This is a genomic window from Microbacterium elymi (assembly GCF_021582895.2).
Classification (GTDB): Bacteria; Actinomycetota; Actinomycetes; order Actinomycetales; family Microbacteriaceae; genus Microbacterium; species Microbacterium humicola.
This window is the reverse complement of the sequence record NZ_CP091139.2, coordinates 606,447-629,897: the sequence shown is the minus strand read 5'-3', so window position 1 is coordinate 629,897 and position 23,451 is coordinate 606,447. Positions and strand designations below refer to the sequence as shown.

Sequence of the window (23,451 nt, the reverse complement as noted above, 5' to 3'; positions counted from 1 at the left end):
CGCGGCAGCGACCGCTCCACGCGCACGCCCCGCGGATCGGCCGCGGCCGCAGCATCCACCCCCGCCACCACCGCGGACAGCAGCGGCCATCCGGCCGCCGCCGCCCAGGCATCCACGCCGGCTGTCGACAGCAGCACGACGGGGATCGCTCCGAGAGCGATCAGCATGGGGAGGCGGCCGGTGACGTACATGCTCACATCGGGACGCGGGTCTGCTGCAGCACCGAGGTGAGCACGGCGTCCACCGAGACGCCCTCGAGCATGGCCTCCGGCCGCAGGCGGATCCGGTGCCGCCAGGTCGGGACCAGCATGGTCTGCACGTGGTCCGGCGTGATCGCCGGGTATCCGCCCAGCCATGCCCACGCCTTGGCCGCCGCCAGCAGCGCGGTCGCCGCGCGCGGGCTGACCCCCAGCTGCACCGACGGGCTCTGCCGGGTCGCCCGGGCCAGGTCGACGAGATAGCCGAGCACCTCGTCGGTGACGGCGACGGATGCCGCGGCCGCCCGCGCCGCCCGCAGCTGCGTGGCATCGGCCACGGGCCGGATTCCCTCCAGCGTGTGCGGATCGAAGCCGTCGGCGTGCCGGCGCAGCGCCTGCAGCTCGGCGTCGCGCTCGGGCACGCCGATCACGAGCTTGAGCAGGAACCGGTCCAGCTTGCGCCTCGGGCAGCGGATAGGTGCCCTCGTGCTCGATCGGGTTCTGCGTCGCCGCCACCAGGAACGGGTCGGGCAGGGCGCGGGTCACGCCGTCGGCGGTGACCTGGTGCTCCTCCATCGCCTCCAGGAGCGCGGCCTGCGTCTTCGGCGGCGTGCGGTTGATCTCGTCGGCCAGCACGATGTTGGTGAAGATCGGCCCCTCGCGGAACTCGAACTCGCCGGTGCGCGCGTCGTACACCAGCGAGCCGGACACGTCGCCGGGCATCAGGTCGGGCGTGAACTGGACGCGCTTGGTGTCCAGCCCGAGCGCGCGGCTGAACGCGCGCACGAGCAGCGTCTTGGCGACGCCGGGGACGCCCTCCAGCAGCACGTGGCCGCCGGCGAGCAGGGCGATGAGCAGGCCGGTGATGGCTCCGTCCTGGCCGATCACGGCGCCGCCGACCTGCTGGCGCACCTGGTGCAGCGCCTCGCGGAGGGCTGCGTCGTCGCGGTCGGGGCTCAACGACCCGGGGTCGGCGCTCAACGACCCGGGGTCCTCGCTCAACGTCCCGGGGTCGGCGGTCGGGGACGGGGGTGCGTCATACGGGTCTGTCATGGGTGGGTCCTCCCGGTATCGGTGGGCGGCTGGTCTTGTGTCGTGCCGGTGGTGTCGGAGGCGGGGTGCAGCGCCCGATGCGCGGCGCGCTCCAGCTCGCGCAAGCCGGTCGCTGAGCGCGAGCAGCTCGCGATCGGTGCCGACGGGATCGTCCCGCAGGATGCCGCGGACCAGCGCCCGCGGCATCCCCAGCAGGTCGGCGACCGCATCGGATGTCTCGTCCGCCGCCGCGGTGGTCCCGATTCCCAGCAGCCGGGCGAGCCGGGTCAGCGCGCCGATGCGCAGCCGGTCGGCGACATGGGCGGTGTCGCGCGAGCGGGCATAGAGCCGGGCGCGGCCCTCGGTGGTCTCGGCGGCGCGCACGGTCACGGGCAGGCTCTCGGCCACGAGCGGTCCGAACCGGCGGCCGCGCCAGATGCCCGCGCCGACGCCGGCCGCCAGCAGCGACGATCACCGGACTCACCCACCGCGGCGTGAGCTGGCCGAGCGTGGGGGTCGCCGCGCCGGCATCGGCATCCCGCGCCGAGGGGATGTACCAGATCAGGGTGGGGTGCACGCCCATCAGGGTGATGCCGAGCGCCGCGTTGCCGTGCTGGGCGAGGGCGGCGTTGGTCAGCAGCGCCGTCCCATCGACGATGGTGGCGGTGGTGCCGGCGGTCGTCCGCTTCGAGCAGGGCGGCGTCCGGGCCGACGCGGTAGCAGGCCGTGACATCCCGGTCCTGCGGCAGCGTGTACAGCGCGCCGGGCACGATCGCGCCCGCGCGCTGCGCCGCGGGCAGCGCGCAAGCCGGGGGCGACCGGCGCGTCCGCGCCGTAGCCGGAGGCGCCGGAGTCGAACAGCAGCCGGGCGCTGCGCGACTGCGGCTGGACGATGACGACGTCGTCGGCGGCGTCGGCCAGGCCCTGGAACGTCTTGTCCGACAGCAGCGGGCTGTCCGGCAGCACCAGCGTGGCGACTGCGGCGCGGGACTCGGTGCGCCCCGCGGCGCTCAGGGCCCGGTCCAGGGCGTCGCGGTCGCGGGCCACCTGCACCTGCACCCCGTGACCGCGCAGGATGTGGGCGAGCGCCTGTGCGCCGTCCGGTCCCGCCGACTCGGGGTCGAGCATGTCGCGCTTGGTCCACTGCCCGACGCTGGAGAGCACTGCCGCGGCGATCCCGGCCGCCACGAGCACGACCGCGATCACGACCCATGCGGTCGCGCGCCGGCGGCGCGGGTCGGCCGTCCGGCGGCCGACCGCGGGGGCGACGGCGGCGGGTGCGTCGGTCGCCGCCGTGCGGACGGCGGTGGTCATCGGACGAGCTCCGCGGCCGCATCCACCGGTCGCTCCGCCTGCACCGCGTCATCCGCGCGGGCCACGGCGCCGTACAGCGCCGCGGTGCCGGGGCGGCGCAGGTAGCGGACGTCGTCGAAGGCGGATGCCGCGGCATCCAGGTCGTCCGCACGCCCGGGGAAGGCCCGACCGGCGGCACGGGCGAACGCGTGCACGGTGGCGCCCGGGACCAGCTCGACGGCGCGGCGCTCGACCAGGCCGCGCGCCAGCGCCCGGAAGCGGAGGATCACCGCCTGCCCCCAATCCTCATCGGCGACGGCGGATGCCGCGGCCCGGCGCAGCTGCGCGGCGGTGCGGGTCTCGGTGTCGCCGAACAGCTCGGTCGCGGCGCTCGATCCGCGTCGGGCCAGACGCGAGCGGCCGGCGAGGATCGCCGAGACGATGATCAGCGCGATCAGGATCGCCGCGACGGCCAGGGCCAGCCAGAGTCCCCACGCGTCGGGGGCCTGCCCGCCGACCAGGGAGGAGAGGAAGTCCTGCACCGCGCGGGCGATGCGGTCCACCGGGGTGGGGCGCGCCTGGGCATACGCCGGATCGCTGAGCTCGTGCTCGGCCCACTGGCGCGCCTGATCGCCGTCGGGGGTGAGCGGCGGGATGCCATCCGACAGCGGTCGGATCACGGCATCCCCTGCTCGTCCGGCCTCTCGCCGGGCGCCGCCCACTGCGTGGGCGCGGGTGCGGATGCCGGGGGTGCGGATGCCGGGGGTGCGGATGTCGGGGCTGCGGCCGGCGGCGGGTACGGGCCGGTGGCGGACGCCGCGTACGGGCCGGAGCCGGGCGTCGCATACGGCGGCTGCGCGGGAGCGGTCGGCGCGGATCCGGCACCGTACGGCGGGTACGCCGCACCATAGGGCGGCGCCGTTGCATACGGTTGCGCGGGACCATAGGGCGCGTATGCGGGCATCGGGGGGCGGGCCATCGTCCGGCCGATGTGCAGCGTGTACGGATCCGCGAGGTCCTGGGCCCCGGCATCCCGCCGTTCCACGTAGGCGAGCAGGTCGAGGTCGAGGCCCTCGCGGCGCATGCGGCAGTCGATGTAGAGGATCGAGGTGGCCGTGGCCTGCACGACGATCGCGACGGACTGGATCAGCAGCGTGATGATCTCGGCCAGCCCGAGCGTGACGATGACGCTGATGATCGCGCTGGTGTCCGCATCGCCGGTGGGGGCGATGAACTGGGTGAGAAGACCGCCGATCAGACCGAACGGCAGCGTCACGATCTGCGCCATCGCGCCGAAGATCAGCTGGATCAGCACGACGATGCCCAGGATCGGCCAGAACCGGCCGCGGGTGAGGCGCCACGACCGGGCGATCGCCCCGCGGATCGTGGCGCGCTCCATGATGATCGCCGGCGGCGCCAGCAAGCTTCGTCGACAGCCACAGCACGACCGGAATGGCCGCGAGCACCGCCAGCACGGTCAGCACGATCGCCGCGACCGGCGCCAGGGCGCTGAGCGCGAAGACGATCCCGGTGACCGCGCCGATGGCCAGCAGCATGGCCAGCGTGAGCAGGAACGTGTAGCCGATCAGCCGCCCGGCCACCGGCCGCACCTGGGCCCACAGCCGGGCGAGCTCGAGCCTCTCGGCGACCGCGCCGCGAGCGACCTCGGTCATCACGACGCCCTGCACGATGACGCCGAGGGCGGCGGCGGCCAGACCCAGCACGAACGCGGTGACGATCACGATCGCCACGGATCCGGCCCGGATCGTGGCGAAGTCGGGTGAGGATTCGGGCACCGTCTGCAGCCGCGAGAACGACCAGAACGAGACCGCGCCCACCCCCAGGATCAGCACGAGGAACGCCACCACCTGCACCACCAGGGCGAAGCCCAGCAGCACGCGCGGGTTCTGCCGCAGCGCGGTGAACGACCGGCCCAGCACCGTGCCGAAGCCGAGCGGATGCAGCGGGATGATCCCCGGGCGCGACGCCGGCGTCCAGGTCGGGTACGCGGTCACGAAACCTCCTCGCGCGAGCGGGTCCGACTCCCATCGTGTCACACCCGGGCGAGGCTGCCGCCCGGATTCGGCGTGCTCGGCTACGCTGTGGACAGCGCACGGGGACTGCGCTGTCGCAGCGTGCGGCCACGAGCCGCGCCGGATGAAGGACGAAACGCGATCATATGACTTCACGGATCCTGGTGGTCGACGATGACACCGCCCTCGCGGAGATGATCGGCATCGTGCTGCGCACGGAGGGGTTCGAAACCGCCTTCTGCGCGGACGGGGCCAAGGCCGTCGATGCCTGGCGGGCCGAGCGGCCCGACCTGATCCTGCTGGATCTGATGCTGCCCGGCATGGACGGCATCGAGATCTGCACCCGGGTGCGCGCCGAGTCCGGCGTGCCGATCATCATGCTCACCGCCCGCACCGATACCGCCGACGTGGTCAAGGGGCTCGAGTCGGGCGCCGACGACTACATCGTCAAGCCGTTCAACCCCAAGGAGCTCGTCGCCCGCATCCGCACCCGGCTGCGGCCGGGCGCCTCCGGCACCGTCGAGGTGCTGCGCATCGGCGACCTCGAGGTGGATGTCGCGGCCCACGAGGTCCGTCGCGCCGGCGAATCCATCTCGCTGACCCCGCTGGAGTTCGAGCTGCTGGTGGCGCTCGCGTCCAAGCCGCAGCAGGTGTTCTCGCGCGAGATGCTGCTGGAGCAGGTGTGGGGGTACCACTACAAGGCCGACACCCGCCTGGTGAACGTGCACGTCCAGCGGCTGCGCGCCAAGGTCGAACTCGACCCGGACAACCCGAAGATCGTCACCACCGTGCGCGGCGTGGGCTACCGCGCCGGTGCCGTCACCTGAGGCATCCATGTCCGCCTCGACGGCGTCCACGAACGTCCCGAACGGCACCACCTGGCGGGACTGGGACTGGTGGCGGGCGCGCCTGGAGGATCTGAGCACCCTGTGGCGGCGGTCGCTGCGGTTCCGCACCCTGGTGATCACCCTCGCCCTGACCGCGCTGACGATCATCGTCGCCTGCGTCTGGATGGCCCTGGCGATCCAGAACGACCTGTTCGAGTCGCGCAAGTCCCAGGCGCTCACCGACGCCCGCCGCGCCGTCGACACCGCCCAGACCACCCTGTTCGACGCGGTCATCCAGGACGACCCGGTGCAGGTGCAGAACCTGCTCAAGAGCGTGCAGACCTCGCTGGCCCAGCAGTCGGCCACCGACATGACCCTGGCCGTGCGGATCGACAAGACGCCGTCTGCGCTGGCGCCGCCCGGGTTCACCTCGGGCGGCCTGCGCGAGGACATGATCTCGCCCGAGATGCGCAAGCATGTCAGCGCCGAGGGCGCCACCGACACGCAGTGGGGGCAGTCGATCGCCCTGCCGTCGCCGGACGGGTCCATGCGCCCCGGCATCGTGGTCGGCCAGCAGATCATCGTCCCCGAGATCGGGGCGTACGAGCTGTACCTGGCGTACGACCTGGATGACGCATCCAAGACCCTCAGCTTCGTGCAGGCGACCCTGTGGATCGTCGGAACCGCCCTGGTCGTGCTCATCGGGGCGATCGCCTGGTTCACCCTGCGGGCCGTGACCACCCCGATCCGGCAGGCGGCCGAGACCAGCGCCCAGCTCGCCGGCGGCGACCTGGGCGTGCGCCTGACCGTGCACGGAGAGGACGAGCTGGCGACCCTGGGCCGCTCGTTCAACGCAATGGCCGACAGCATCCAGTCGCAGATCAATCAGCTCGCCGAGCTGTCGCTGGTGCAGCGAGCGGTTCGTCTCGGATGTCTCGCACGAGCTTGCGCACCCCGCTGACCACGATCCGGCTCGCCGCCGACATGCTCAACGACCGGCGCGACGACTTCGACCCGGCCACGGCCCGGTCGGCCGAGCGCTGCACGCGCAGGTGCAGCGCTTCGAGCTCGCTGCTGACCGACCTGCTCGAGATCAGCCGCTACGACGCCGGGTCGGTCGAGCTCGAGCTCGAGCCGACGAGCCTGGCCCACCTCGCCGAGGACGTGATCTCGTCGATGTCGCAGCTGGCCGAGCAGGACGGCAGCGACGTGCGACTGGTCGCCCCGGGCGGGTATTCGCCGGTCGAGATGGATCCGCGGCGCATCCGCCGGATCGTGCGCAACCTGCTGGGCAACGCGATCGAGCACGGGGAGGGGCGGCCCATCGTGGTCACCGTCGACAGCAACCAGCAGGCGGTGGCCCTGGCCGTCCGCGACTACGGGATGGGGATGACCGAGGCCGACGCCGAGCGGGTGTTCGACCGATTCTGGCGCGCCGATCCGTCGCGCAAGCGCACGATCGGCGGCACCGGACTGGGGCTGTCGATCGCCCTCGGCGACGCCACGCTGCACCGCGGCACCCTGTCGGTGTGGTCGAGCTGGGCCGCGGCACCAACTTCGTGCTCGCCCTGCCGCGCGGGGCGGGCCCGGTCGAGGGCGCCTCGCCGATCCCCGTCGACCCGGGGGACGACGGCGGGTCGCTGGACGAGCTCGGACTCACCCAGCCGATCTCGCTGCACGACATCGACGCGGCCTCGCCGCACACCGAGCGGGGAGGTGCGGCATGACCCGCCGGCCCCTGCGGCGCACCGCGATCCTGGCCCTGCTGACCGCCGTCGCGCTCGCCGCCTCGGCGTGTGCCGGGCTGCCCGCCTCGGGCCCCGTGTTCGCCGGGCTGCCCCGGGGCCGCCGCCCCGCCGGACTTCTCCTTCGTCCCGCAGAAGCCGCAGGACGGCGCCTCGCCCGAGCAGATCGTGCAGGGCTTCATCGACGCCGGTCTCGGCCCGGACGGCAACTGGTCGGTCGCGCAGCTGTATCTGGCGCCGTCGTTCCAGGGCAAGTGGAAGCCGAGCGAGAACACCACGATCGACGACCGCTCGGCGCGCGAGTACACCGTCGCCGACGACGGCACGGTCACGCTCACCGTCACGCAGCGGGCCACGGTCGACGCCACCGGCGCCTACAAGCCGTCCGAGGGCGGGCGCAAGCCCGCTGAAGTTCAGCCTCGACCAGGTGGACGGGGAGTGGCGGATCAGCGCTGCGCCGAACGGCATCGTGCTGGGCGCCGACCAGTTCACCAGCGTGTTCCACCAGTATCCGCTGATGTACTTCGACCCGGCTTGGCGCTACCTCGTGCCGGACGTGCGCTGGTTCCCGTCCAGCAACGCCGCGACTCGCGTGGCGCAGACCCTGATCGACGGCAAGCCCAGTCCCTGGCTGAGTCAGAGCGTGGTCTCGGCGTTCCCGGACAACGTGTCGATGAACGTGCCGTCGGTGCCGATCCAGGGCGGGGTCGCGCAGGTCGAGTTGTCCGGCCCGCTGCTCGCGCTCGAGTCGGCCACGCTCGACCGGATGCAGACGCAGCTGCAGCGGAGCCTGGCCAGTGTCGGCGGGGTCACCGACGTCTCGATGACCTACGGCGGCACCCCGCTGGAGGCACAGGGCGTGTCCACGGCATCCACCCGCATCGACACGCGTGCCCTCGTCCGCACCGACAAGGGCTTCGGATTCATCGCCGCACAGGACAAGATCGAGCCGATCCCCGGCATCACCGAGGCGATGTCCACGATCAACCCGGTGGCGGTCGACCTGGCCCCCGACTACACGGTGGCCGCGGTGCGCACCCGCTCCGGGGTGGTGGCACGGGTCCCATCGCACGGCCCGATCGTCAGCCTGGACCAGCGGACCGGGCTGATCAACCCGACGATCGACCCCCGCGGCTACATCTGGTCGGTCCCGCGCGACAGCCCCGACGAGCTGCTCGCCTACGACTCGGCGGGCAAGGCGATCGAGATCGCCGGCGGCGCCTGGTCGAACGCGTCGCAGGTGACGAGCATGACGCTCTCGCGAGACGGGACGCGCCTGGCGGCGATCCTCACCGTCGGCGGGCAGCCGGTGGTCGAGGTGTTCGGCATCGTCCGCGACGCCGACGGCCGGCCGAAGTCGCTGGGGGATGCCACGCCCGTGGCCAAGCTGCCGGCGGCCGGGATCGACCTGGCCTGGCTGGACGACAGCACCCTCGGCGTGATCGCCGGGTCCGGGGCATCCACGGTCGAGATCCGCCAGGTCGTCGGCGGGCCGGGATCGTCCATGTCCGCTCCGGAGGGGGTGACCGCCATCTCCGGGACGACGGGCACGACGGTCCGGCTGCTCGGGCGCGACGGCACGCTGTACGCCCAGCGCGGATCGAACTGGGAGCAGGCCGGCGCGGGCATCCGCGTCCTCGGCGACGCGCAGGGGATGCCCGCCCAGGGCTGATCCGTCGGTTCCTCCCCAGCTGTGCCCGCGCGGGCACGGATGCTGCGGCATCCACAGATTCGGCAGCTCGGCCGCGCGGTCGCCCGCCCCGCGGGCAGGATCGGTGCATGGCCGAACCGGGGGATGCGGGCGCGCTGCACCGGATCGTCGGCGACGCGGTCGCGGACGCGCTCGCCCTCGTGTTCCCGATCGACTGCGCCGGGTGCGGTGCGCCGGATGTCGCCCTGTGCGACGACTGCCGGTGGATGCTGCGGCCCGCCGTGACCGAGCGCACGCTCGAGGACGGACTGCGGGTGCGCAGCGGCCTGGACTTCGCCGGCGTGCCGGCGCGGGTGCTGCGCGCGCTCAAGGAGGACGGGCGCACCGGCCTGGCGCGGCCGCTCGCCCGCGCGCTGCGGGCCGCCGCCGGCGGGCCGGCGGACGCGTGCGGGGTCGCGCGGGGCGCGCTGGTCGCGCCCGACGTGGTGGTCGTGCCGGTGCCGACCTCGCGGGCCGCGATGCGCCGCCGCGGGTATCGGGTGGCCGAGCTGGTGGCCCGCCGGGCCGGGCTTGCGCCCGATGCGGGGGCTGCGCGGCGTCCGGACCGTCGCCGACCAGCGCGCGCTGGACCGGGACGCGCGGGCGGCCAACGTCGCCGGGAGCATGCGCGGGCGCGCAGCGCTGAAGGGAGCGCGCGTGCTGATCGTGGACGACGTGGTCACGACCGGGGCGACCCTGACCGAGGCGGCCCGCGCGCTGCGCGCGGTCGGCGCCGAGGTGGTCGGCGCGGCGACGGTCGCAGGCGACCGGGCGTCGGCATCCGTCCTCGGGGTCTGCGCCTCAGGATCCGTGATGAGATCGCGCTGAGGCGTGACAGCGGGCAGTGCGCCGACTACGGTGGGGGACACAAGGCGACTGATGGTCCGCCCTTGGCCGGGGGGACCGGAACAAGGAGGTCAGGGATGGAAACCAGCATCGTCGGCGTGGGTGTGAGCGTCTCCGATCGATTCCGCAGCGTGGTCGAGGAGAAGTCGATCCGCATCGAGAACCTCGCGCCGCGCGCACAGAGCATGGACGTCAAGGTCACGCACCGGGCGTACCACAACGGGCGCATGGAGGACTCGACGGTCGAGCTGACGCTCACCGGGAAGGGACTGCCGATCGTCCGGGCCGAGGCCGTGGACGGCGACAAGTTCACCGCCCTCGATCTGGCCGTGGACAAGCTCACCGAGCAGGTCCGCCGGGCGAAGGAGAAGCGCGTGGACGCGCGACGACACCCGCGCGGAGCCAAGCTCGACAAGGGCAGCGGCGCCCTGCAGGGCGTGGATCTGCAACCCGCGTCCGCCGACATGCTGAAGGCGGTGGCCACCGGCGAGATCCCGATCCTGACCGGGGCGGAGGACGAGGAGGACTACACCCCCGTCGTCATCCGGACGAAGCGGTTCGACCCGGAGTGGATGACCGTCGAGGATGCCGTGGACCGGATGGAACTGGTCGGCCACGACTTCTTCCTCTTCATCGACGCCCGCACCGACCACCCGAGCGTGGTGTACCGGCGCAAGGGCTGGGACTACGGGGTCATCTCGCTCACGGCGGTGGCCCCGCCGGAGGCCGCACTGGTCTCCTGACAGGCGCGGGTGCGGGGGCGCCCGCCCGCGGGCGGTCGAGGGGCTCGACCGCCCGCGCTCTGCGGCCCGGTCGTGGTCGCGAGTTCGACGCCCGTGGCCGCCTACGCGGCCGGTCACACGGGTTCAGCTGTCGCGCTTGCACACCGGACGCGCGCTTTCGCGTGCAACAGCGACAGATGAGGCAACCGCCCGGAGCGGTGCTCAGTCGAAGATGTCGCCCAGGATGCTGCCGATGACCAGGCCGCCGAGGATGCCGCCCATGGCGTCGCCCGTTCCGCCGCGCCGGCCGCCCTGGCCCCAGCCGCCGGGTGCGCCGCCCCAGCCGGCATCGGCCTGCGGCCGCGCCGCGTCGATGTCGCGCTGGGCCAGCTGCGAGCGCCTCGGCCGCAAGGTATCCGGCGCGGCGGGCCAGCGCCAGCGCCTGCTCTCGCTGATCCTCGTCGATCTCGCGGGCGCCGAGCGCGGCATCCGGTCCGACCAGCCGCGAGAGCTCTTCGCGGATGCGCTCGGCCTCGGCGTGACGGGTGCGGGCGTCCGCCCCGATCCAGCCGCGATGCCCGCCGATCAGGTCGCGCACGATCGCCAGCTGCCGGTCGGCGTCGTCGATCGCGTGCCGCACCTGGTCGGCGGACGGGATCGGATGCTCGGCCCGCTCGCGTGCGGTCGCGATCGCGGCATCCAGCCCGGCGTTGGCCTCCCTCAGCGCGGTCAGCAGCGAGAACGGGTCGGTGGTCACCCCGGCGGGAGGCAGGGCGGACAGTGCCTTCTCGAGGCGCTCGACCGCGGCGCCGACCTCGGGGGTCTGCGGCGCGGTGCGGGCGACGACGAGGTCTTCGCGCGAGTCGTCGACGACCGCGCCGAGCGTGGACTCGGCCCGCAGCGCCTCGATCTCGAAGTTGTCGACCGCGTCCAGCAGCGCGCGAGCGCGGCGGACGGCTTCGGTGGCGGCCTCGAGCGCGAGATTGGCCGGCTCGCGCTGATCGGCTTCGCGTCGGTCGTGCGCGACGCGCGCGCTGTGCTCGGCGAACCCGATCAGCTGCTCGGCCTCGGCCGGGTTGGAACGGACCTGCCGCAGGGCGCTGTCCGCATACCGGGCGCCGAGCCGATCGATCGCGGCGCGGGCCGGGTCGAGACGGGCGCGCAGCGCGACGGTGTCGTCGCGCACGCCGGCGAGGATCTGCGGCGCGCGCCGCGCGAGCGCGATCCGGTCGGACAGCGCCGACATCCGCTCTTCGATGAGGTTCTCGGCCCACTCGCACAGCTTGCACGATGCGGGCGTTGCGGGTGCGGAGTTCGTCCGGGGTGTCCGGGATCTCGTCGTGGTTGAGCTGGTGCAGCTGGAACGCCTCGCGCAGGTGATGGCGCACCGAGGTCAGCGCCTCGCGCAGGGGCGCCGTCGCGTCCTCGCCGAGCTCGGCCTCGGCGAAGGCCAGCTCGTCCGCGGTCAGCCGCAGGCGCTCGTCGGTCGCGATCAGCGCGGCGTCGGCGCGGCGGGCGAGGTCGACGTCCTGCCCGGTGATCTGATCGCGCGTGCGCCGTCCCCAGAATCCGCTCATGGCGGCATCTTAGGAGGGCTCGCTTGCAGAGCGCTGTGTGCCCAGTGCTGTGCGCGCGGCCGGATCAGGCGACGTTGCGGATGATGATGCGCCAGCGCTCCGGGCCCTGCTCGAGGTAGGCGGTCTTGAACGCGTCGCCGTACCGGGCCTCGAGCTGGCTCAGCAGCGGGATCGGGTTGTGGGTCGCCGAGATGATCATCGCGGCGCCGGGGCGCAGGGCGTCGATCGCGCCGAAGATCGCCGCGTGCCGGATCGCGTGCGGGATGGTCTGGACGTCCAGCTCGGGCAGATCCTCGTCGACCTCTCCGCAGGTGCACCCTGCCGTCGGGTTCTGGGCGGTGGGGTTCTGGTCGACCGCCTCGTCGTGTGAGCGGTGGATCTCGATGCTGGCCATGGCTGCTCCGTTCGTCAGTGTGTACACGCGTGCCCAGAGTTTATTACACTGGATCCCGTGGAAATTGACGAGGGCAGACGCCGCCGCATCGCGGCCAACGGGAGACGTCACTCCGCGACGCGGGAAATGGTGCTGCGGATGGTCGAGGCGCAGACCGCCCCCGTCTCCACCGCGGCGCTGACCGACGCCACCGGACTGCACGAGAACACCGTCCGCGGCCACCTGGAGCAGCTGCGGGCAGACGGATATGTCCGCCGCCAGCGCGAGGATTCCACCGGCCGCGGCCGGCCCGCCTGGCTCTGGCAGGCCACCAGCCCCGAACCGGCCAACCCGTATGCCGGCCTGGCCGCCGCGCTGGCCGACACCCTCGCCCGCACGAGCGCGGACCCGGCCGGGCAGGCCCGCGAAGCGGGGCGCGCCTGGGGGAGCAGATGGTCGCCGACCGCGACGGCGAGGACGCCCGGTCCACGGTCGTCGAGGTGATGCGCGAGCAGGGCTTCGCCCCGAACGACACCGGAGACGTCGTGCTGCTCGAGCGCTGCCCGCTGATCGAGGCAGCCTCGCGGCATCCGGCCATCGTCTGCGCGGTGCACCAGGGCATGATCGACGGCATCCTGGGCGCCCGCGGCTCGGATGCCGAGAGCCGGCTGATCCCGTTCACCGGACCCGGCGAGTGCACCCTGCGTTGCAGGCCGCGTCGTGAGCGCCGCCCACGACAGACGCCGTCCGACCTGGCGTCTGGTCTGGATCCTGCCGGCGGGGCTGGCACTGCTGGCCGGGCTCGACGCGGCGCTCCTGCTGATCGGCGTGCCCGCCCCGGTCACCTCCGCACGCCTGCCCGAGGTGCACGGTCCGCTCATGGTGCTCGGCTTCGTCGGCACTCTCATCGCGCTGGAACGCGCCACGGCGCTGCGCCGCTGGTACGGCTACCTCGCCCCGGCGCTGCTCGGGCTCGGCGGCATCCTGCTGCTGGCCGACCCCGTGCCGCTGACGGCGGCCAAGGCCGTGCTCGTGGCCGGCACCGCCGCGTTCGCGCTGGTCTACGTGCCGCTGTGGCACCGCCAGTTCGACGCGCCGCTGCTGGTGCAGCCTGCTGGGCGCCGCGATCGGATGCGCGGGGGCGATCATCTGGCTCGGCCAGTCCACGATCGACCGCACGCTGCCGTGGCTGATCGGCTTCGTGGTGCTCACCATCGCCGCCGAACGGGTCGAGCTGGCCCGCATCACGATGGGCCCGCACGCCGGCACGCGGCTGCTCGTGCACGCCTGGACGGTCGTTGCCGCCCTCGTGATCGGCGTCGTCTCGCCGACGCTCGGCGCGATCGCGATGGGCCTGGCGCTGCTCGGCCTGGTGCTGTGGCTGGTCGTGCACGACGTCGCCCGGCGCACCATCCGCGCCGGCGGCGGCGCCCGGTACATGGCCGCTTGCATTCTCGCCGGGTACTTCTGGCTGGCCGTGGCCGGCGTCGCGCTGCTGTTCGGCGAGCCGACCTCGCAGCCCGTCTACGACGCGGTGGTGCACGCCGTGTTCCTCGGCTACACGATCTCGATGATCATGGCCCACGCCACCACCATCCTGCCCGGCGTGCTGCACATCGCGCTCCCGTACCGCCCCGCGTTCTGGGTGCCGGTCGTGCTCGTGCAGGCTGAGCCTGGTGGTCCGCCTCTGGCTCGGCGACGCGCTCGGCCTGCCGCTCGGCTGGCAGATCGGCGGCGTGCTGGGGGTGGCCGGGCTGCTCCTGTTCGTGATGACCGCGGTGACCAGCGCCGTCCTGGGCCCGACGAAGAACGCCGCGAAGAACCCGCCGAAGAAGAAGACGACGGATGCCGCGACCGCGACGTTCGGGATGTTCGCACACCGCGTGACGACGGCGCCGCGCCCCACCCCCGGTGCCGCACCGGCCTCGCCCGAAGGAGACGCATGAGCGCCCCCACTCCGCCGACCCCCGCCCCCGCGCCGCGGCCGCAGGATGAGAAGGCGCCGAACCGCGGATTCTGGGTGCTGCGCGACATCCCGACCCTGATGTGGCTGATCTTCGTCGTGATCGCGGTGATCGCGCACCGCTGGCTGCCGGTGGCCACCTGGCTCATGCTCCACCTGCTGCTGCTCGGGGCGGTCACCCACGCCATCCTGGTGTGGAGCCAGTACTTCTCGTATGCGCTTGCGCTCCGCACCCACCCGGGGCGATCGCCGCCGCCAGTCGGTGCGGCTGCTGCTGGCCAACGGGGAGCGCTGCTGGTCGTGGCCGGGATGATGAGCGCCCTCTGGCCGCTCACGCTCGTGGGCGCGGCATCCCTCATCGTCGCGGTCATCTGGCACGGCGCGAGCCTGTACGCGCGATCGCGGGCAGCCTGCCGGGCCGGTTCGGACACACCATCCGCTACTACATCGCCTCGGCGGCGATCCTGCCGATCGGGGCGGGGTTGGGCGCCTGGCTCGCGCACGACAACTCCGCAGGCACCCTGGTGCTGGCCCACGCGCTGCTGAACGTGCTGGGCTGGATCGGGCTGACGGTGGCCGGCACGATCGTGACGCTCTGGCCGACGATCCTGCGCACGCGCGCCGATGCGCGGGCCGCGGCGCGCGCGGATGTCGCGCTGCCGGTGCTGGCGGCGGGCGTGCTGGTGGCCGCGGCCGGCGCGGCGGCGGGACTGCTGCCGGTGCTGGCGCTCGGGTTGATGGCGTACGCGGTGGGTCTGGGCATCATCGCGACCTCGCTCTGGCGGGCGGCGCGGCAGGCGCCGCCGCACACGTTCGCGGCGCTGTCGGTGGGGATGGCGTTCCTGTGGTGGACCGGGTGCGTGATCGCGATCATCGTCGCCACGATCGTCAGCTTCTGGAACGGGGCGGGCCTGGCCGGCGTCGAAGCCGCGGTGGCCGGGACGGTGCCGTTCCTGGCGGCGGGCTTCGCCGCGCAGGTGCTGGTCGGCGCGCTGAGCTATCTGATCCCGGTCGTCGTGGGCGGCGGGCCGACGCCGGTGCGCGTGGGCACGGCGGCGTTCGACCGCGGCGGCGCGCTGCGGATCGCGACCGCCAACGCCGCGCTCGTGGTGTGTGCGCTGCCGGTCTCGAGTCTCATGCGGGTCGTGGCATCCGTCCTCTACTTCGTCGCGATGGCGTCGTTCCTGGTGCTGATGCTGCTCGGGATGCGCGCGCAGGCGCGGGCGAAGCGCTCGGGGGCGGGGCTGGCCGCGACGAAGGCCGGTATGGCCTCGGGCGAGCGGCCGCACGGGCCGATCACGCCCGAGGGCGACAAGCCGCACCGGGCGGGCCAGGCCGTGGCCGGGCTGCTGGCGGTGGTGCTGGCGGTGGCGGTGACCGCGGCGATCGACCCGATCTCGCTCGGGTGGGGCGCGCCGGCGACCGGCCCGACGGATGCTCCGGTGAAGGTCGTGCAGGTGGATGCTGCGGACTTCCGCTATTCGCCGAGCACGATCGAGGTGCCGGTCGGCACGCGACTGAAGATCGAGCTGACCAACACCGACCCCTCGATGGTGCACGACCTGGTGTTCGCGAACGGTGTGGCCGGTTCGCGGCTCGCGCCCGGGGCGAGCGAGACCATCGATGTCGGCGTGATCACGGGCGACCTGGAAGGCTGGTGCTCGATCATCGGTCATCGGCAGCGCGGGATGACGATGACGATCACGGCGACTGGGTCCGCGGCATCCGCCGGGGCCGCGGCATCCGCTTCTCCGTCCCCATCCGCGATGGATGCCATGGGCGACATGCCGGGGATGCCGGGCATGGACCACGGCGCCGCCGGCGGCATCGATCTCGCGGCCGATCCCGGGCCGGGGTTCCGGCCGTACAAGGCGGCGCTGCCCGGCGCTGCCCGCGGCATCCGGCCCGGTCACGCACCGGGTGACGATGACGGTGACCGACAAGAAGGTCGAGGTGGCGCCCGGGGTCATCCAGACGCTCTGGCTGTACAACGGGACGGCGCCCGGCCCGGTGCTGCACGGGCGGGTCGGAGACACGTTCGTGGTGACCCTGGTGAACAAGGGCGACATGGGGCATTCGATCGATTTCCATGCCGGATCGCTGGCGCCGGACGAGCCGATGCGCACCATCCCGCCGGGGGAGTCCCTGGTCTACACGTTCACCGCCAACCGCTCGGGCATCTGGATGTATCACTGCTCGACCATGCCGATGACGGCGCATATCGCCAGCGGAATGTACGGCGCGGTGGTCATCGAGCCCGCCGGCCTGCCGGCGGTGGACGAGTCGTACGTGCTGGTCCAGGGGGAGTACTACCTGGGCGCGCACGACGGCGGCCTGGTCGACACCGCCAAGATCGCGGCCGGCACGCCCGACCTCGTGGTGTTCAACGGCTATGCCAATCAGTACGACCACGCCCCGCTGCCGGCGAAGGTCGGCGACCGGGTGCGCATCTGGGTGCTGGATGCCGGACTCGACCGCGCCACGAGCTTCCATGTGGTCGGCGGCCAGTTCAACACCGTGTGGGCGGAAGGCGCATACCTGCTGAAACGGTCCGGAACCTCCGGTTCACAGGCGCTGGCGCTGGCGCCCGCGCAGGGCGGCTTCGTCGAGCTGACCTTCCCCGAGGCCGGGCACTATCCGTTCGTGTCGCACTACATGATCGACGCCGAGCGCGGCGCGCACGGCGTGTTCGACGTGACGAAGTAGGCCGCGGTGAACCGGTGAAATGGGGTCGGGACCGCGCTCGACCCGCAGGCTGAGGCTACCCGTGCCCACGCCGACCGGGCGCAGGATCGCCTCGCTCATCGCGCGGCCTCCTCGACGCGGACCGGCTCGACGCGGACCGGCTCGACGCGGACCGGCCGGCCGCGCCGCGGCCGCTCGGTCGACAGCTCCAGGCCGATGGCGTGGCGCGGCCGCAGCGCCAGGCGCTGCTCGGTGTGATCCAGCCACCGCACCTCGGCCTCCGTGGCGAAGATCATCGAGTCCACGACGAGCGACCAGGCGAGCTCCTCCGCGCCCTCCGGATCGGCGCCCGCATACTTGGCCCGGTTCAGCTCCTGCAGCTGCGCCAGCGACGCCCGCCGCTGCGTCTGGATCACCGCCGTGACATCCACCCCCGGCAGCGTCGCCGCCAGCGCGAGCTTGACCGCGAGCTCGTCGCGCGTGCCCTGGCCACGGGCCACGGGCGAGCCGAGCCATGACCGCACCTCGGCGCGGCCGGCATCCGTGATCTCGAAGAAGACGTGCCCCTGCTCGTCGACCTCGCCCTTGGCGACGAACCCGTCGCGCTCGAGGCGCTCCAGCGTGTTGTAGATCTGCCCCACATTCAGCGGCCACGTCGACCCAGTGCGCCGGTCGAATTCGTGGCGCAAGCTGGTATCCATAGCAGGGACCCTGATCCAGGATCGCCAGCAGGCTCTGCTTGACAGACATCCGCGTCTCCTTCGATGGCATTTCCGGGTATGTAATTGCCGAGTATATACATACCGAGAAACCTGGCCCCCTGCTCTCGGACGCGGCGTGTCGCGCCTCGTCGTCACTCCCGCTCCTTGCCGAGACCAGGGATCTGCCGTGAGACCGATGACGCACCCCTCGGTCTCGCGGCGGATCCCCGGTCTCGGCGAAAGGTCGCGGCGGATCCCCGGTCTCAGCGGATCCGCGGTCGCGGCGGGTCCCCGGCGGCGAAGGCGCGCGCGAGGGCTCGGGCGTGTCGGGATCGGTAGAGTCGGGGCATGGATGCTCCGACAGTGCCGCCGGCGCCGGTGCGCATCGTGCGGCGCACCTGGGTGTGGGGTGTGGGGCGGCATCTGCCTGATCGCGAGCGTTCTGCCCGGCCTGCTGTGGTCGGTGAGCGTGCCGATCGGCGCGTCGGGCGTACTCGATGTGGCCGGCGCCGCGCTCTGGTGCGCCGCGTTCGTGCTGTTCGCCATCGGCCGCGACAGCGTCGTGGCCCGCCGGATGCTGGGGATGATCATGCTGATCGGCCTGGGCGTCTGGCCGCTGCGCTGCGCAGCATCCTGCCCATGATCCCCGCGCTGGGCGCTCCGGTGGACGACGCCAACGAGGACGCTCGGGCCATCGTCGGGATCGTGATCGAACTGGTCCCGGTCGTGCTGGCTGTCGTCGCCGTTGTGCAGGTCTGGCGCGCCGGCGTCGTTCCGCGGGCGTTCGGCTGGATTCCGGCCATCGCGCTGGCCCTGTGCGTGGTTCCCGCCCTCGTGCAGTACGCCGTGTTCGCCACCCCGGCCTTCGCCACGGGCGACGCCATCCTGGCGTACGGTTCCGTGCTCATCCTCTGTCGGACGGTGGCGCTGGTCGGCCTCGGGGTGGTCGCGATCGTCGCCGGGCTGCAGGCCCGGGCCGCGGCATCCGGTGTGCCGGTGTATCCGCCGGCGGACGCCTGATCGGATCCGCCGCCTGCCAGCCACCTCAAAGGTCACCGATGGATAACATAGGTGGATGTGCCCGGGCGTCGGCGCGCGACGAGCGTCAGCGCGGCACGCCCACCCGATAGATGGAGATCCTCCGTGGCCAACCCCCTCGAGAAACTGCTGCGCGCCGGTGAGGGCCGCCTCATTCGGCGACTCCAGCAGGTGGCGCGAGCCGTGAACGCGCTCGAAGACGAGTACGCGGCGCTCACGGACGACGACCTGCGCGACGAGACCGCGCAGTTCCGCGAGCGGCACGAGAACGGCGAGTCGCTGGACAAGCTCATGCCCGAGGCGTTCGCCGCGGTGCGCGAGGCCGCCAAGCGCACCCTCGGCCAGCGCCCCTACGACGTCCAGCTCATGGGCGGCGCGGCGCTGCACCTCGGCAACATCGCCGAGATGAAGACCGGTGAGGGCAAGACGCTGGTCGCCACCCTCCCGTCCTATCTGAACGCGATCGCGGGCAAGGGCGTGCACGTCATCACGGTCAACGACTACCTGGCCAGCTACCAGTCCGAGCTGATGGGCCGCGTGTTCCGCGCGCTGGGCATGACCACCGGCACCATCGTGTCGGGGCAGACCCCCGAGGTGCGCCGCGAGCAGTACAACGCCGACATCACCTACGGCACGAACAACGAGTTCGGCTTCGACTACCTGCGCGACAACATGGCCTGGCAGAAGCAGGACCTCGTCCAGCGTGGCCACCACTACGCCATCGTCGACGAGGTCGACTCGATCCTCATCGACGAGGCCCGTACGCCGCTGATCATCTCCGGGCCGTCGTCCGGCGAGGCCAACCGCTGGTTCACCGAGTTCGCCAAGATCGCGCGCACGCTCGAGCCCGAGGTCGATTTCGAGTTCGACGAGAAGAAGCGCACCGTGGGCGTGCTCGAGCCGGGCATCGCCAAGGTCGAGGACTACCTCGGCATCGACAACCTGTACGAGTCGGCCAACACCCCGCTGATCTCGTTCCTGAACAACTCGATCAAGGCGATGGCCCTGTTCAAGCGCGACAAGGACTACGTCGTGATGAACGACGAGGTGATGATCGTCGACGAGCACACCGGCCGCATCCTGGTCGGGCGCCGGTACAACGAGGGCATCCACCAGGCGATCGAGGCCAAAGAGGCGGTGCCGGTCAAGGCCGAGAACCAGACCCTGGCCACCGTCACGCTGCAGAACTACTTCCGGCTCTACGAGAAGCTCGCCGGCATGACCGGAACCGCCGAGACCGAGGCGGCCGAGTTCATGTCGACCTACAAGCTCGGCGTCGTGCCGATCCCGACGAACAAGCCGATGATCCGCAAGGACCAGGCCGACCTGGTCTACAAGAACGAGCAGGCCAAGTTCGTCCAGGTCGTCGAGGACATCGCCGACCGGCACGAGACCGGCCAGCCGGTGCTGGTGGGCACGGTCAGCGTCGAGAAGAGCGAGTACCTGTCGCGGCTGCTGGCCAAGAAGGGCATCAAGCACGAGGTCCTGAACGCGAAGAACAACGCGCGCGAGGCCGAGATCGTCGCCCGCGCGGGGCGCAAGGGCGCCGTCACCGTCGCCACGAACATGGCCGGCCGCGGCACCGACATCATGCTCGGCGGCAACGCCGAGTTCCTCGCCGTGCAGGAGATGAAGGCCAAGGGACTGGATCCGGAAGAGACCCCGGAGGAGTACGAGGCCGCCTGGGACGACGTGTACGCCGAGATGAAGGCGAAGGTGGATGCCGAGGCCCAGGATGTCGTGAAGGTCGGCGGACTGTACGTGCTGGGCACCGAGCGGCACGAGTCGCGCCGCATCGACAACCAGCTGCGCGGCCGCTCGGGCCGTCAGGGCGACCCCGGCGAGAGCCGGTTCTACCTGTCCCTGACCGACGATCTGATGCGCCTGTTCCAGTCCGGCGCCGCCGAGGCGATCCTGAACCGGACGAACTTCCCGGACGACGTGGCGATCGAGTCGAAGATGGTCTCGCGGGCGATCAAGAGCGCCCAGGCGCAGGTCGAGGCGCGCAACGCCGAGATCCGCAAGAACGTCCTGAAGTACGACGACGTGCTCAACCGCCAGCGCGAGGCGATCTACGCCGACCGCCGGCAGATGCTCGAAGGCGACGACATCGCCGACCGGGTGGAGCACTTCATCGAAGACACGATCACCGCGATCATCGACGACCACACCTCGGTGGGCCACACCGAGAGCTGGGACTTCGACGCGCTGTGGACCGAGCTGAAGACCCTGTACCCGGTCAGCGTCACGATCGACGAGGTGGTCGCCGAGGCCGGCACGAAGGGCCGGATCACGCCCGAGGGCCTGAAGCGCGAGATCCTCTCCGATGCGAAGATCGCCTACGGCAAGCGCGAAGAGACCCTGGGCGACGCCGCAGTCCGCGAGCTCGAGCGCCGCGTGGTGCTCCAGGTGCTCGACCGTCGCTGGCGCGACCACCTGTACGAGATGGACTACCTCAAGGACGGCATCGGCCTGCGTGCCATGGCGCAGCGCGACCCGCTGGTGGAGTACCAGCGCGAGGGCTTCCAGATGTTCCAGACCATGATGGGACAGATCAAGGAGGAGTCGGTCGGCTACCTCTACAACCTCGAGGTCGAGGTGCGCGCACAGGCCGAAGGCGAGCTGGATGTCGAGGCCAAGGGCCTGGTCGCGCCGGCGCCGGACAACCAGCGGCTGCAGTACTCGGCATCCAATGACATCGGCGAGGTCGAGGTGCGCAACGACCGCGGGCAGGTGCGAGCAGGCCGCGACCAGCCGGCTGCGCCAGGCAGCCGCGGCGGCCGCAGCCGCGACGCCGGCGGCCGAGCAGACGGATGCCCCCACCGCCCGCGGCGCGTTCGGTCAGCCGACCTCGGCCCCGCCGCAGTCGGCCCCGGCCGCGCAGAACCGCGCCGATCGCCGCGCCTCGCAGAAGCGGAAGTAGCCTCCCGGCCCCGGCGCAAGGGCCGGGGCGCGGGGGATATCCTGATCGGATGACTCCGCTTCGCCCGCTCGACCAGTCGACCAAACTCAAGGACGTCCTCTACGAGATCCGTGGAGCAAGCCCTGGTCGAGGCCGGACGGCTGGAGGCCGACGGGCACAAGATCCTCAAGCTGAACACCGGCAACCCGGCGATCTTCGGCTTCGACGCGCCGTACCAGATCGTGCGCGACATGATCGAGGCCGTCCCGTACGCGCACGGCTACAGCGACAGCCGCGGCATCATGTCGGCGCGGCGCGCCGTGGTCTCGCGCTACGAGGAGATCCCCGGATTCCCCGCCTTCGACCCCGACGACGTGTACCTGGGCAACGGTGTGTCCGAGCTCATCACGATGACGATGCAGGCGCTGCTGGACTCCGGGGACGAGGTCCTCATCCCCACCCCGGACTACCCGCTGTGGACGGCGATGACCAGCCTCGGCGGCGGGACGCCGATGCACTACCGGTGCGACCCCGACAACGACTGGCAGCCCGACCTCGAGGACATCCGCAGCAAGGTCACCGACCGCACCAAGGCGATCGTGGTGATCAACCCGAACAACCCCACCGGGTCGGTGTACACCCGCGAGACGCTGCAGGGGATCGTCGACATCGCCCGCGAGCACTCGCTGCGCTGCTGGCGGACGAGATCTACGACCGCATCCTGTACGACGGGGCGCAAGCACATCAGCCTCGCGACCCTGGCCCCGGACCTTCTCTGCCTCACCTTCAACGGCCTGTCCAAGACCTACCGGGTGGCCGGCTACCGCAGCGGGTGGCTGGTGATCACCGGGCCGAAGGACCACGCGAGCGGCTTCATCGAGGGCATCACCCTGCTGGCGTCCACGCGGCTGTGCCCGAACGTGCCGGCCCAGCACGCCGTGCAGGCGGCGCTGTCGGGCGTCCAGTCGATCGACGCGCTGATCGGACCGACCGGGCGGCTGCACGAGCAGCGCGACATCGCCTGGCAGGGGCTGGAGGCCATCCCCGGAGTCAGCTGCTACCGGCCGCAGGGGGCGCTGTACGCGTTCCCGCGGCTCGACCCGAACGTGTACGAGATCCGCGACGACGAGAAGTTCATCTACGACCTGCTGATCGCCGAGCACGTGCTCGTGGTGCAGGGGACGGGATTCAACTGGCCCACGCCCGACCACTTCCGGATCGTCACCCTGCCCGAGCCGCGGGTGCTCGCCGACGCCGTGGAGCGGATCGGCAACTTCCTCTCGTCGTACAAGCAGCGGTAGCCAGAGCAGCGCTGGTCAGAGCAAGCGGTAGTCAGAGCAGCGGTCGTCAGAGCAGCGCGAGGGACGTCGCCCGCCAGCGGTGGTCCATCCCCTCCAGCCGCAGCGCCACGGCGCGCGTGCGCGCAGGTCCCCCGATCACGACCACGGCTTCGACCACGTCGTCCGCGGGCGACGTGCGGTGCACCGACCGGATGACGTGCACCGGCCGGGTGGGGGCGACGCCGCGGGCGCTGCGCGCGCGGGCCGCGAGCGCGGCGCGCAAGCGCGACCGAGCGGAAGACGTCCTCGGTCATCCAGCGCGCCAGCTGGTGCACGTCGCGGACGCCGGCGAGCGCCTCGAGAACGCCCTGGGTGAGGTTCGCGAGCAGGGGATCCGGGTCGGGGAGAGCCTGCGGCCGAGGTCCGCTCCGGCGCGCCCGGATCATGGTCGTGCTCTCGCCGGGGGACCATCCGCACCGCGGGCTCCGTCGCCATCGGGCACCTCTCTCCCTCTCCCACGTCCTGTGCGCGGAAGGTCGCCAGGTCT

18 protein-coding genes and 8 pseudogenes are annotated in these 23,451 nt (G+C 72.1%); 18 read left to right on the top strand and 8 right to left on the bottom strand.

Annotated elements, in window-relative coordinates:
• Positions 1–193: 193 nt before the first annotated feature.
• The 4 genes and pseudogenes from L2X98_RS03485 to L2X98_RS19925 form a co-directional block, all read right to left on the bottom strand.
• Positions 194–1,250, bottom strand: a pseudogene (locus L2X98_RS03485) (AAA family ATPase).
• Between the two features lie 612 nt (positions 1,251–1,862).
• Entirely contained in the window at positions 1,863–2,543 is a 681-nt protein-coding gene (locus tag L2X98_RS03480; protein WP_259612326.1) for a DUF4350 domain-containing protein, read from the bottom strand.
• Positions 2,540–2,812: a DUF4129 domain-containing protein gene (locus tag L2X98_RS19930; protein ID WP_354002991.1), complete on the bottom strand. Its 273-nt coding sequence runs from the start codon at positions 2,810–2,812 to the stop codon at positions 2,540–2,542. The genes L2X98_RS03480 and L2X98_RS19930 overlap by 4 nt, the downstream gene beginning before the upstream one ends.
• 386 nt (positions 2,813–3,198) lie before the next feature.
• On the bottom strand, positions 3,199–3,921 hold the full coding sequence (locus L2X98_RS19925; RefSeq protein ID WP_354002908.1) for a glycerophosphoryl diester phosphodiesterase membrane domain-containing protein: 723 nt from the start codon (positions 3,919–3,921) through the stop codon (positions 3,199–3,201).
• On the opposite strand from L2X98_RS19925, the gene L2X98_RS19920 reads away from it, so the two are divergent.
• The 8 genes and pseudogenes from L2X98_RS19920 to hpf all read left to right on the top strand — a co-directional run bounded on the left by L2X98_RS19920 (position 3,920) and on the right by hpf (position 10,406).
• Positions 3,920–4,306, top strand: coding sequence for a hypothetical protein (locus L2X98_RS19920; protein ID WP_354002907.1), 387 nt, complete (start codon positions 3,920–3,922; stop codon positions 4,304–4,306). The two genes, L2X98_RS19925 and L2X98_RS19920, sit on opposite strands and share 2 nt — an antisense overlap.
• A 395-nt stretch (positions 4,307–4,701) precedes the next feature.
• On the top strand, positions 4,702–5,382 hold the full coding sequence (gene mtrA / locus L2X98_RS03470; RefSeq protein ID WP_259612324.1) for an MtrAB system response regulator MtrA: 681 nt from the start codon (positions 4,702–4,704) through the stop codon (positions 5,380–5,382).
• 7 nt (positions 5,383–5,389) lie between these two features.
• On the top strand, positions 5,390–6,343 hold the full coding sequence (locus L2X98_RS22100; protein WP_259612323.1) for a HAMP domain-containing protein: 954 nt from the start codon (positions 5,390–5,392) through the stop codon (positions 6,341–6,343).
• Positions 6,313–6,882: pseudogene (locus tag L2X98_RS22610) on the top strand (ATP-binding protein); the annotation flags it as partial. The gene L2X98_RS22100 and the pseudogene L2X98_RS22610, both read left to right, overlap by 31 nt.
• Positions 6,883–7,178: 296 nt before the next feature.
• A pseudogene (locus tag L2X98_RS22605) lies at positions 7,179–7,463 on the top strand (LpqB family beta-propeller domain-containing protein); the annotation flags it as partial.
• Entirely contained in the window at positions 7,357–8,799 is a 1,443-nt protein-coding gene (locus L2X98_RS22600; RefSeq protein WP_494337244.1) for an LpqB family beta-propeller domain-containing protein, read from the top strand. The pseudogene L2X98_RS22605 and the gene L2X98_RS22600, both read left to right, overlap by 107 nt.
• A gap of 558 nt (positions 8,800–9,357) precedes the next feature.
• The gene (locus L2X98_RS03455; RefSeq protein WP_354002989.1) at positions 9,358–9,645 is read left to right on the top strand and encodes a ComF family protein; all 288 of its coding nucleotides are present in this window, start codon (positions 9,358–9,360) and stop codon (positions 9,643–9,645) included.
• 95 nt (positions 9,646–9,740) lie between these two features.
• Positions 9,741–10,406, top strand: coding sequence for a ribosome hibernation-promoting factor, HPF/YfiA family (hpf, locus tag L2X98_RS03450; RefSeq protein WP_259612321.1), 666 nt, complete (start codon positions 9,741–9,743; stop codon positions 10,404–10,406).
• On the opposite strand, the gene L2X98_RS03445 is transcribed toward hpf, so the two are convergent.
• Positions 10,366–11,631, bottom strand: coding sequence for a hypothetical protein (locus tag L2X98_RS03445; protein ID WP_354002905.1), 1,266 nt, complete (start codon positions 11,629–11,631; stop codon positions 10,366–10,368). The genes hpf and L2X98_RS03445 overlap by 41 nt on opposite strands.
• 94 nt (positions 11,632–11,725) lie before the next feature.
• On the opposite strand from L2X98_RS03445, the gene L2X98_RS19900 reads away from it, so the two are divergent.
• Positions 11,726–12,046 (top strand): hypothetical protein, encoded by a 321-nt coding sequence (locus tag L2X98_RS19900; protein ID WP_354002904.1) that lies wholly within the window; start codon positions 11,726–11,728, stop codon positions 12,044–12,046.
• Here the strand turns inward: L2X98_RS19900 and L2X98_RS03440 are convergent.
• On the bottom strand, positions 12,027–12,356 hold the full coding sequence (locus tag L2X98_RS03440; RefSeq protein ID WP_259612320.1) for a DUF2249 domain-containing protein: 330 nt from the start codon (positions 12,354–12,356) through the stop codon (positions 12,027–12,029). The two genes, L2X98_RS19900 and L2X98_RS03440, sit on opposite strands and share 20 nt — an antisense overlap.
• A 57-nt stretch (positions 12,357–12,413) precedes the next feature.
• Between L2X98_RS03440 and L2X98_RS03435 the strand changes: the two genes are divergently transcribed.
• From L2X98_RS03435 to L2X98_RS03415, 5 genes and pseudogenes are all read left to right on the top strand, one after another.
• Positions 12,414–12,839: a helix-turn-helix domain-containing protein gene (locus tag L2X98_RS03435; protein WP_259612319.1), complete on the top strand. Its 426-nt coding sequence runs from the start codon at positions 12,414–12,416 to the stop codon at positions 12,837–12,839.
• Positions 12,840–13,055: 216 nt separating this feature from the next.
• Positions 13,056–13,397: pseudogene (locus L2X98_RS22595) on the top strand (DUF8744 domain-containing protein); the annotation flags it as partial.
• Positions 13,398–13,446: 49 nt separating this feature from the next.
• Positions 13,447–14,844: a DUF8744 domain-containing protein gene (locus L2X98_RS03425; RefSeq protein ID WP_494337243.1), complete on the top strand. Its 1,398-nt coding sequence runs from the start codon at positions 13,447–13,449 to the stop codon at positions 14,842–14,844.
• A 191-nt stretch (positions 14,845–15,035) separates the two neighbouring features.
• Positions 15,036–15,866: pseudogene (locus L2X98_RS19895) on the top strand (cupredoxin domain-containing protein); the annotation flags it as partial.
• Between the two features lie 202 nt (positions 15,867–16,068).
• A complete protein-coding gene (locus L2X98_RS03415; protein ID WP_354002988.1) occupies positions 16,069–17,004 on the top strand; it encodes a multicopper oxidase domain-containing protein in 936 nt (311 codons plus the stop codon).
• Positions 17,005–17,099: 95 nt separating this feature from the next.
• Here L2X98_RS03415 and L2X98_RS03410 read toward each other — a convergent pair.
• Positions 17,100–17,733 (bottom strand): annotated as a pseudogene (locus tag L2X98_RS03410) (PadR family transcriptional regulator).
• Positions 17,734–18,147: 414 nt separating this feature from the next.
• On the opposite strand from L2X98_RS03410, the gene L2X98_RS03405 reads away from it, so the two are divergent.
• The 4 genes and pseudogenes from L2X98_RS03405 to L2X98_RS03390 all read left to right on the top strand — a co-directional run bounded on the left by L2X98_RS03405 (position 18,148) and on the right by L2X98_RS03390 (position 22,925).
• Complete coding sequence (locus L2X98_RS03405; RefSeq protein WP_259612316.1) at positions 18,148–18,327, top strand: hypothetical protein; 180 nt, start codon at positions 18,148–18,150, stop codon at positions 18,325–18,327.
• Positions 18,324–18,704, top strand: coding sequence for a hypothetical protein (locus tag L2X98_RS03400; protein WP_259612315.1), 381 nt, complete (start codon positions 18,324–18,326; stop codon positions 18,702–18,704). Before L2X98_RS03405 ends, L2X98_RS03400 begins: the two co-directional genes overlap by 4 nt.
• 123 nt (positions 18,705–18,827) lie before the next feature.
• Positions 18,828–21,645 (top strand): annotated as a pseudogene (gene secA, locus L2X98_RS03395) (preprotein translocase subunit SecA).
• A 110-nt stretch (positions 21,646–21,755) separates the two neighbouring features.
• Positions 21,756–22,925, top strand: coding sequence for a pyridoxal phosphate-dependent aminotransferase (locus tag L2X98_RS03390; RefSeq protein WP_259612314.1), 1,170 nt, complete (start codon positions 21,756–21,758; stop codon positions 22,923–22,925).
• Positions 22,926–22,971: 46 nt separating this feature from the next.
• On the opposite strand, the pseudogene L2X98_RS22090 reads toward L2X98_RS03390, so the two are convergent.
• Positions 22,972–23,350, bottom strand: a pseudogene (locus tag L2X98_RS22090) (Rv3235 family protein).
• Between the last annotated feature and the right edge of the window lie 101 nt (positions 23,351–23,451).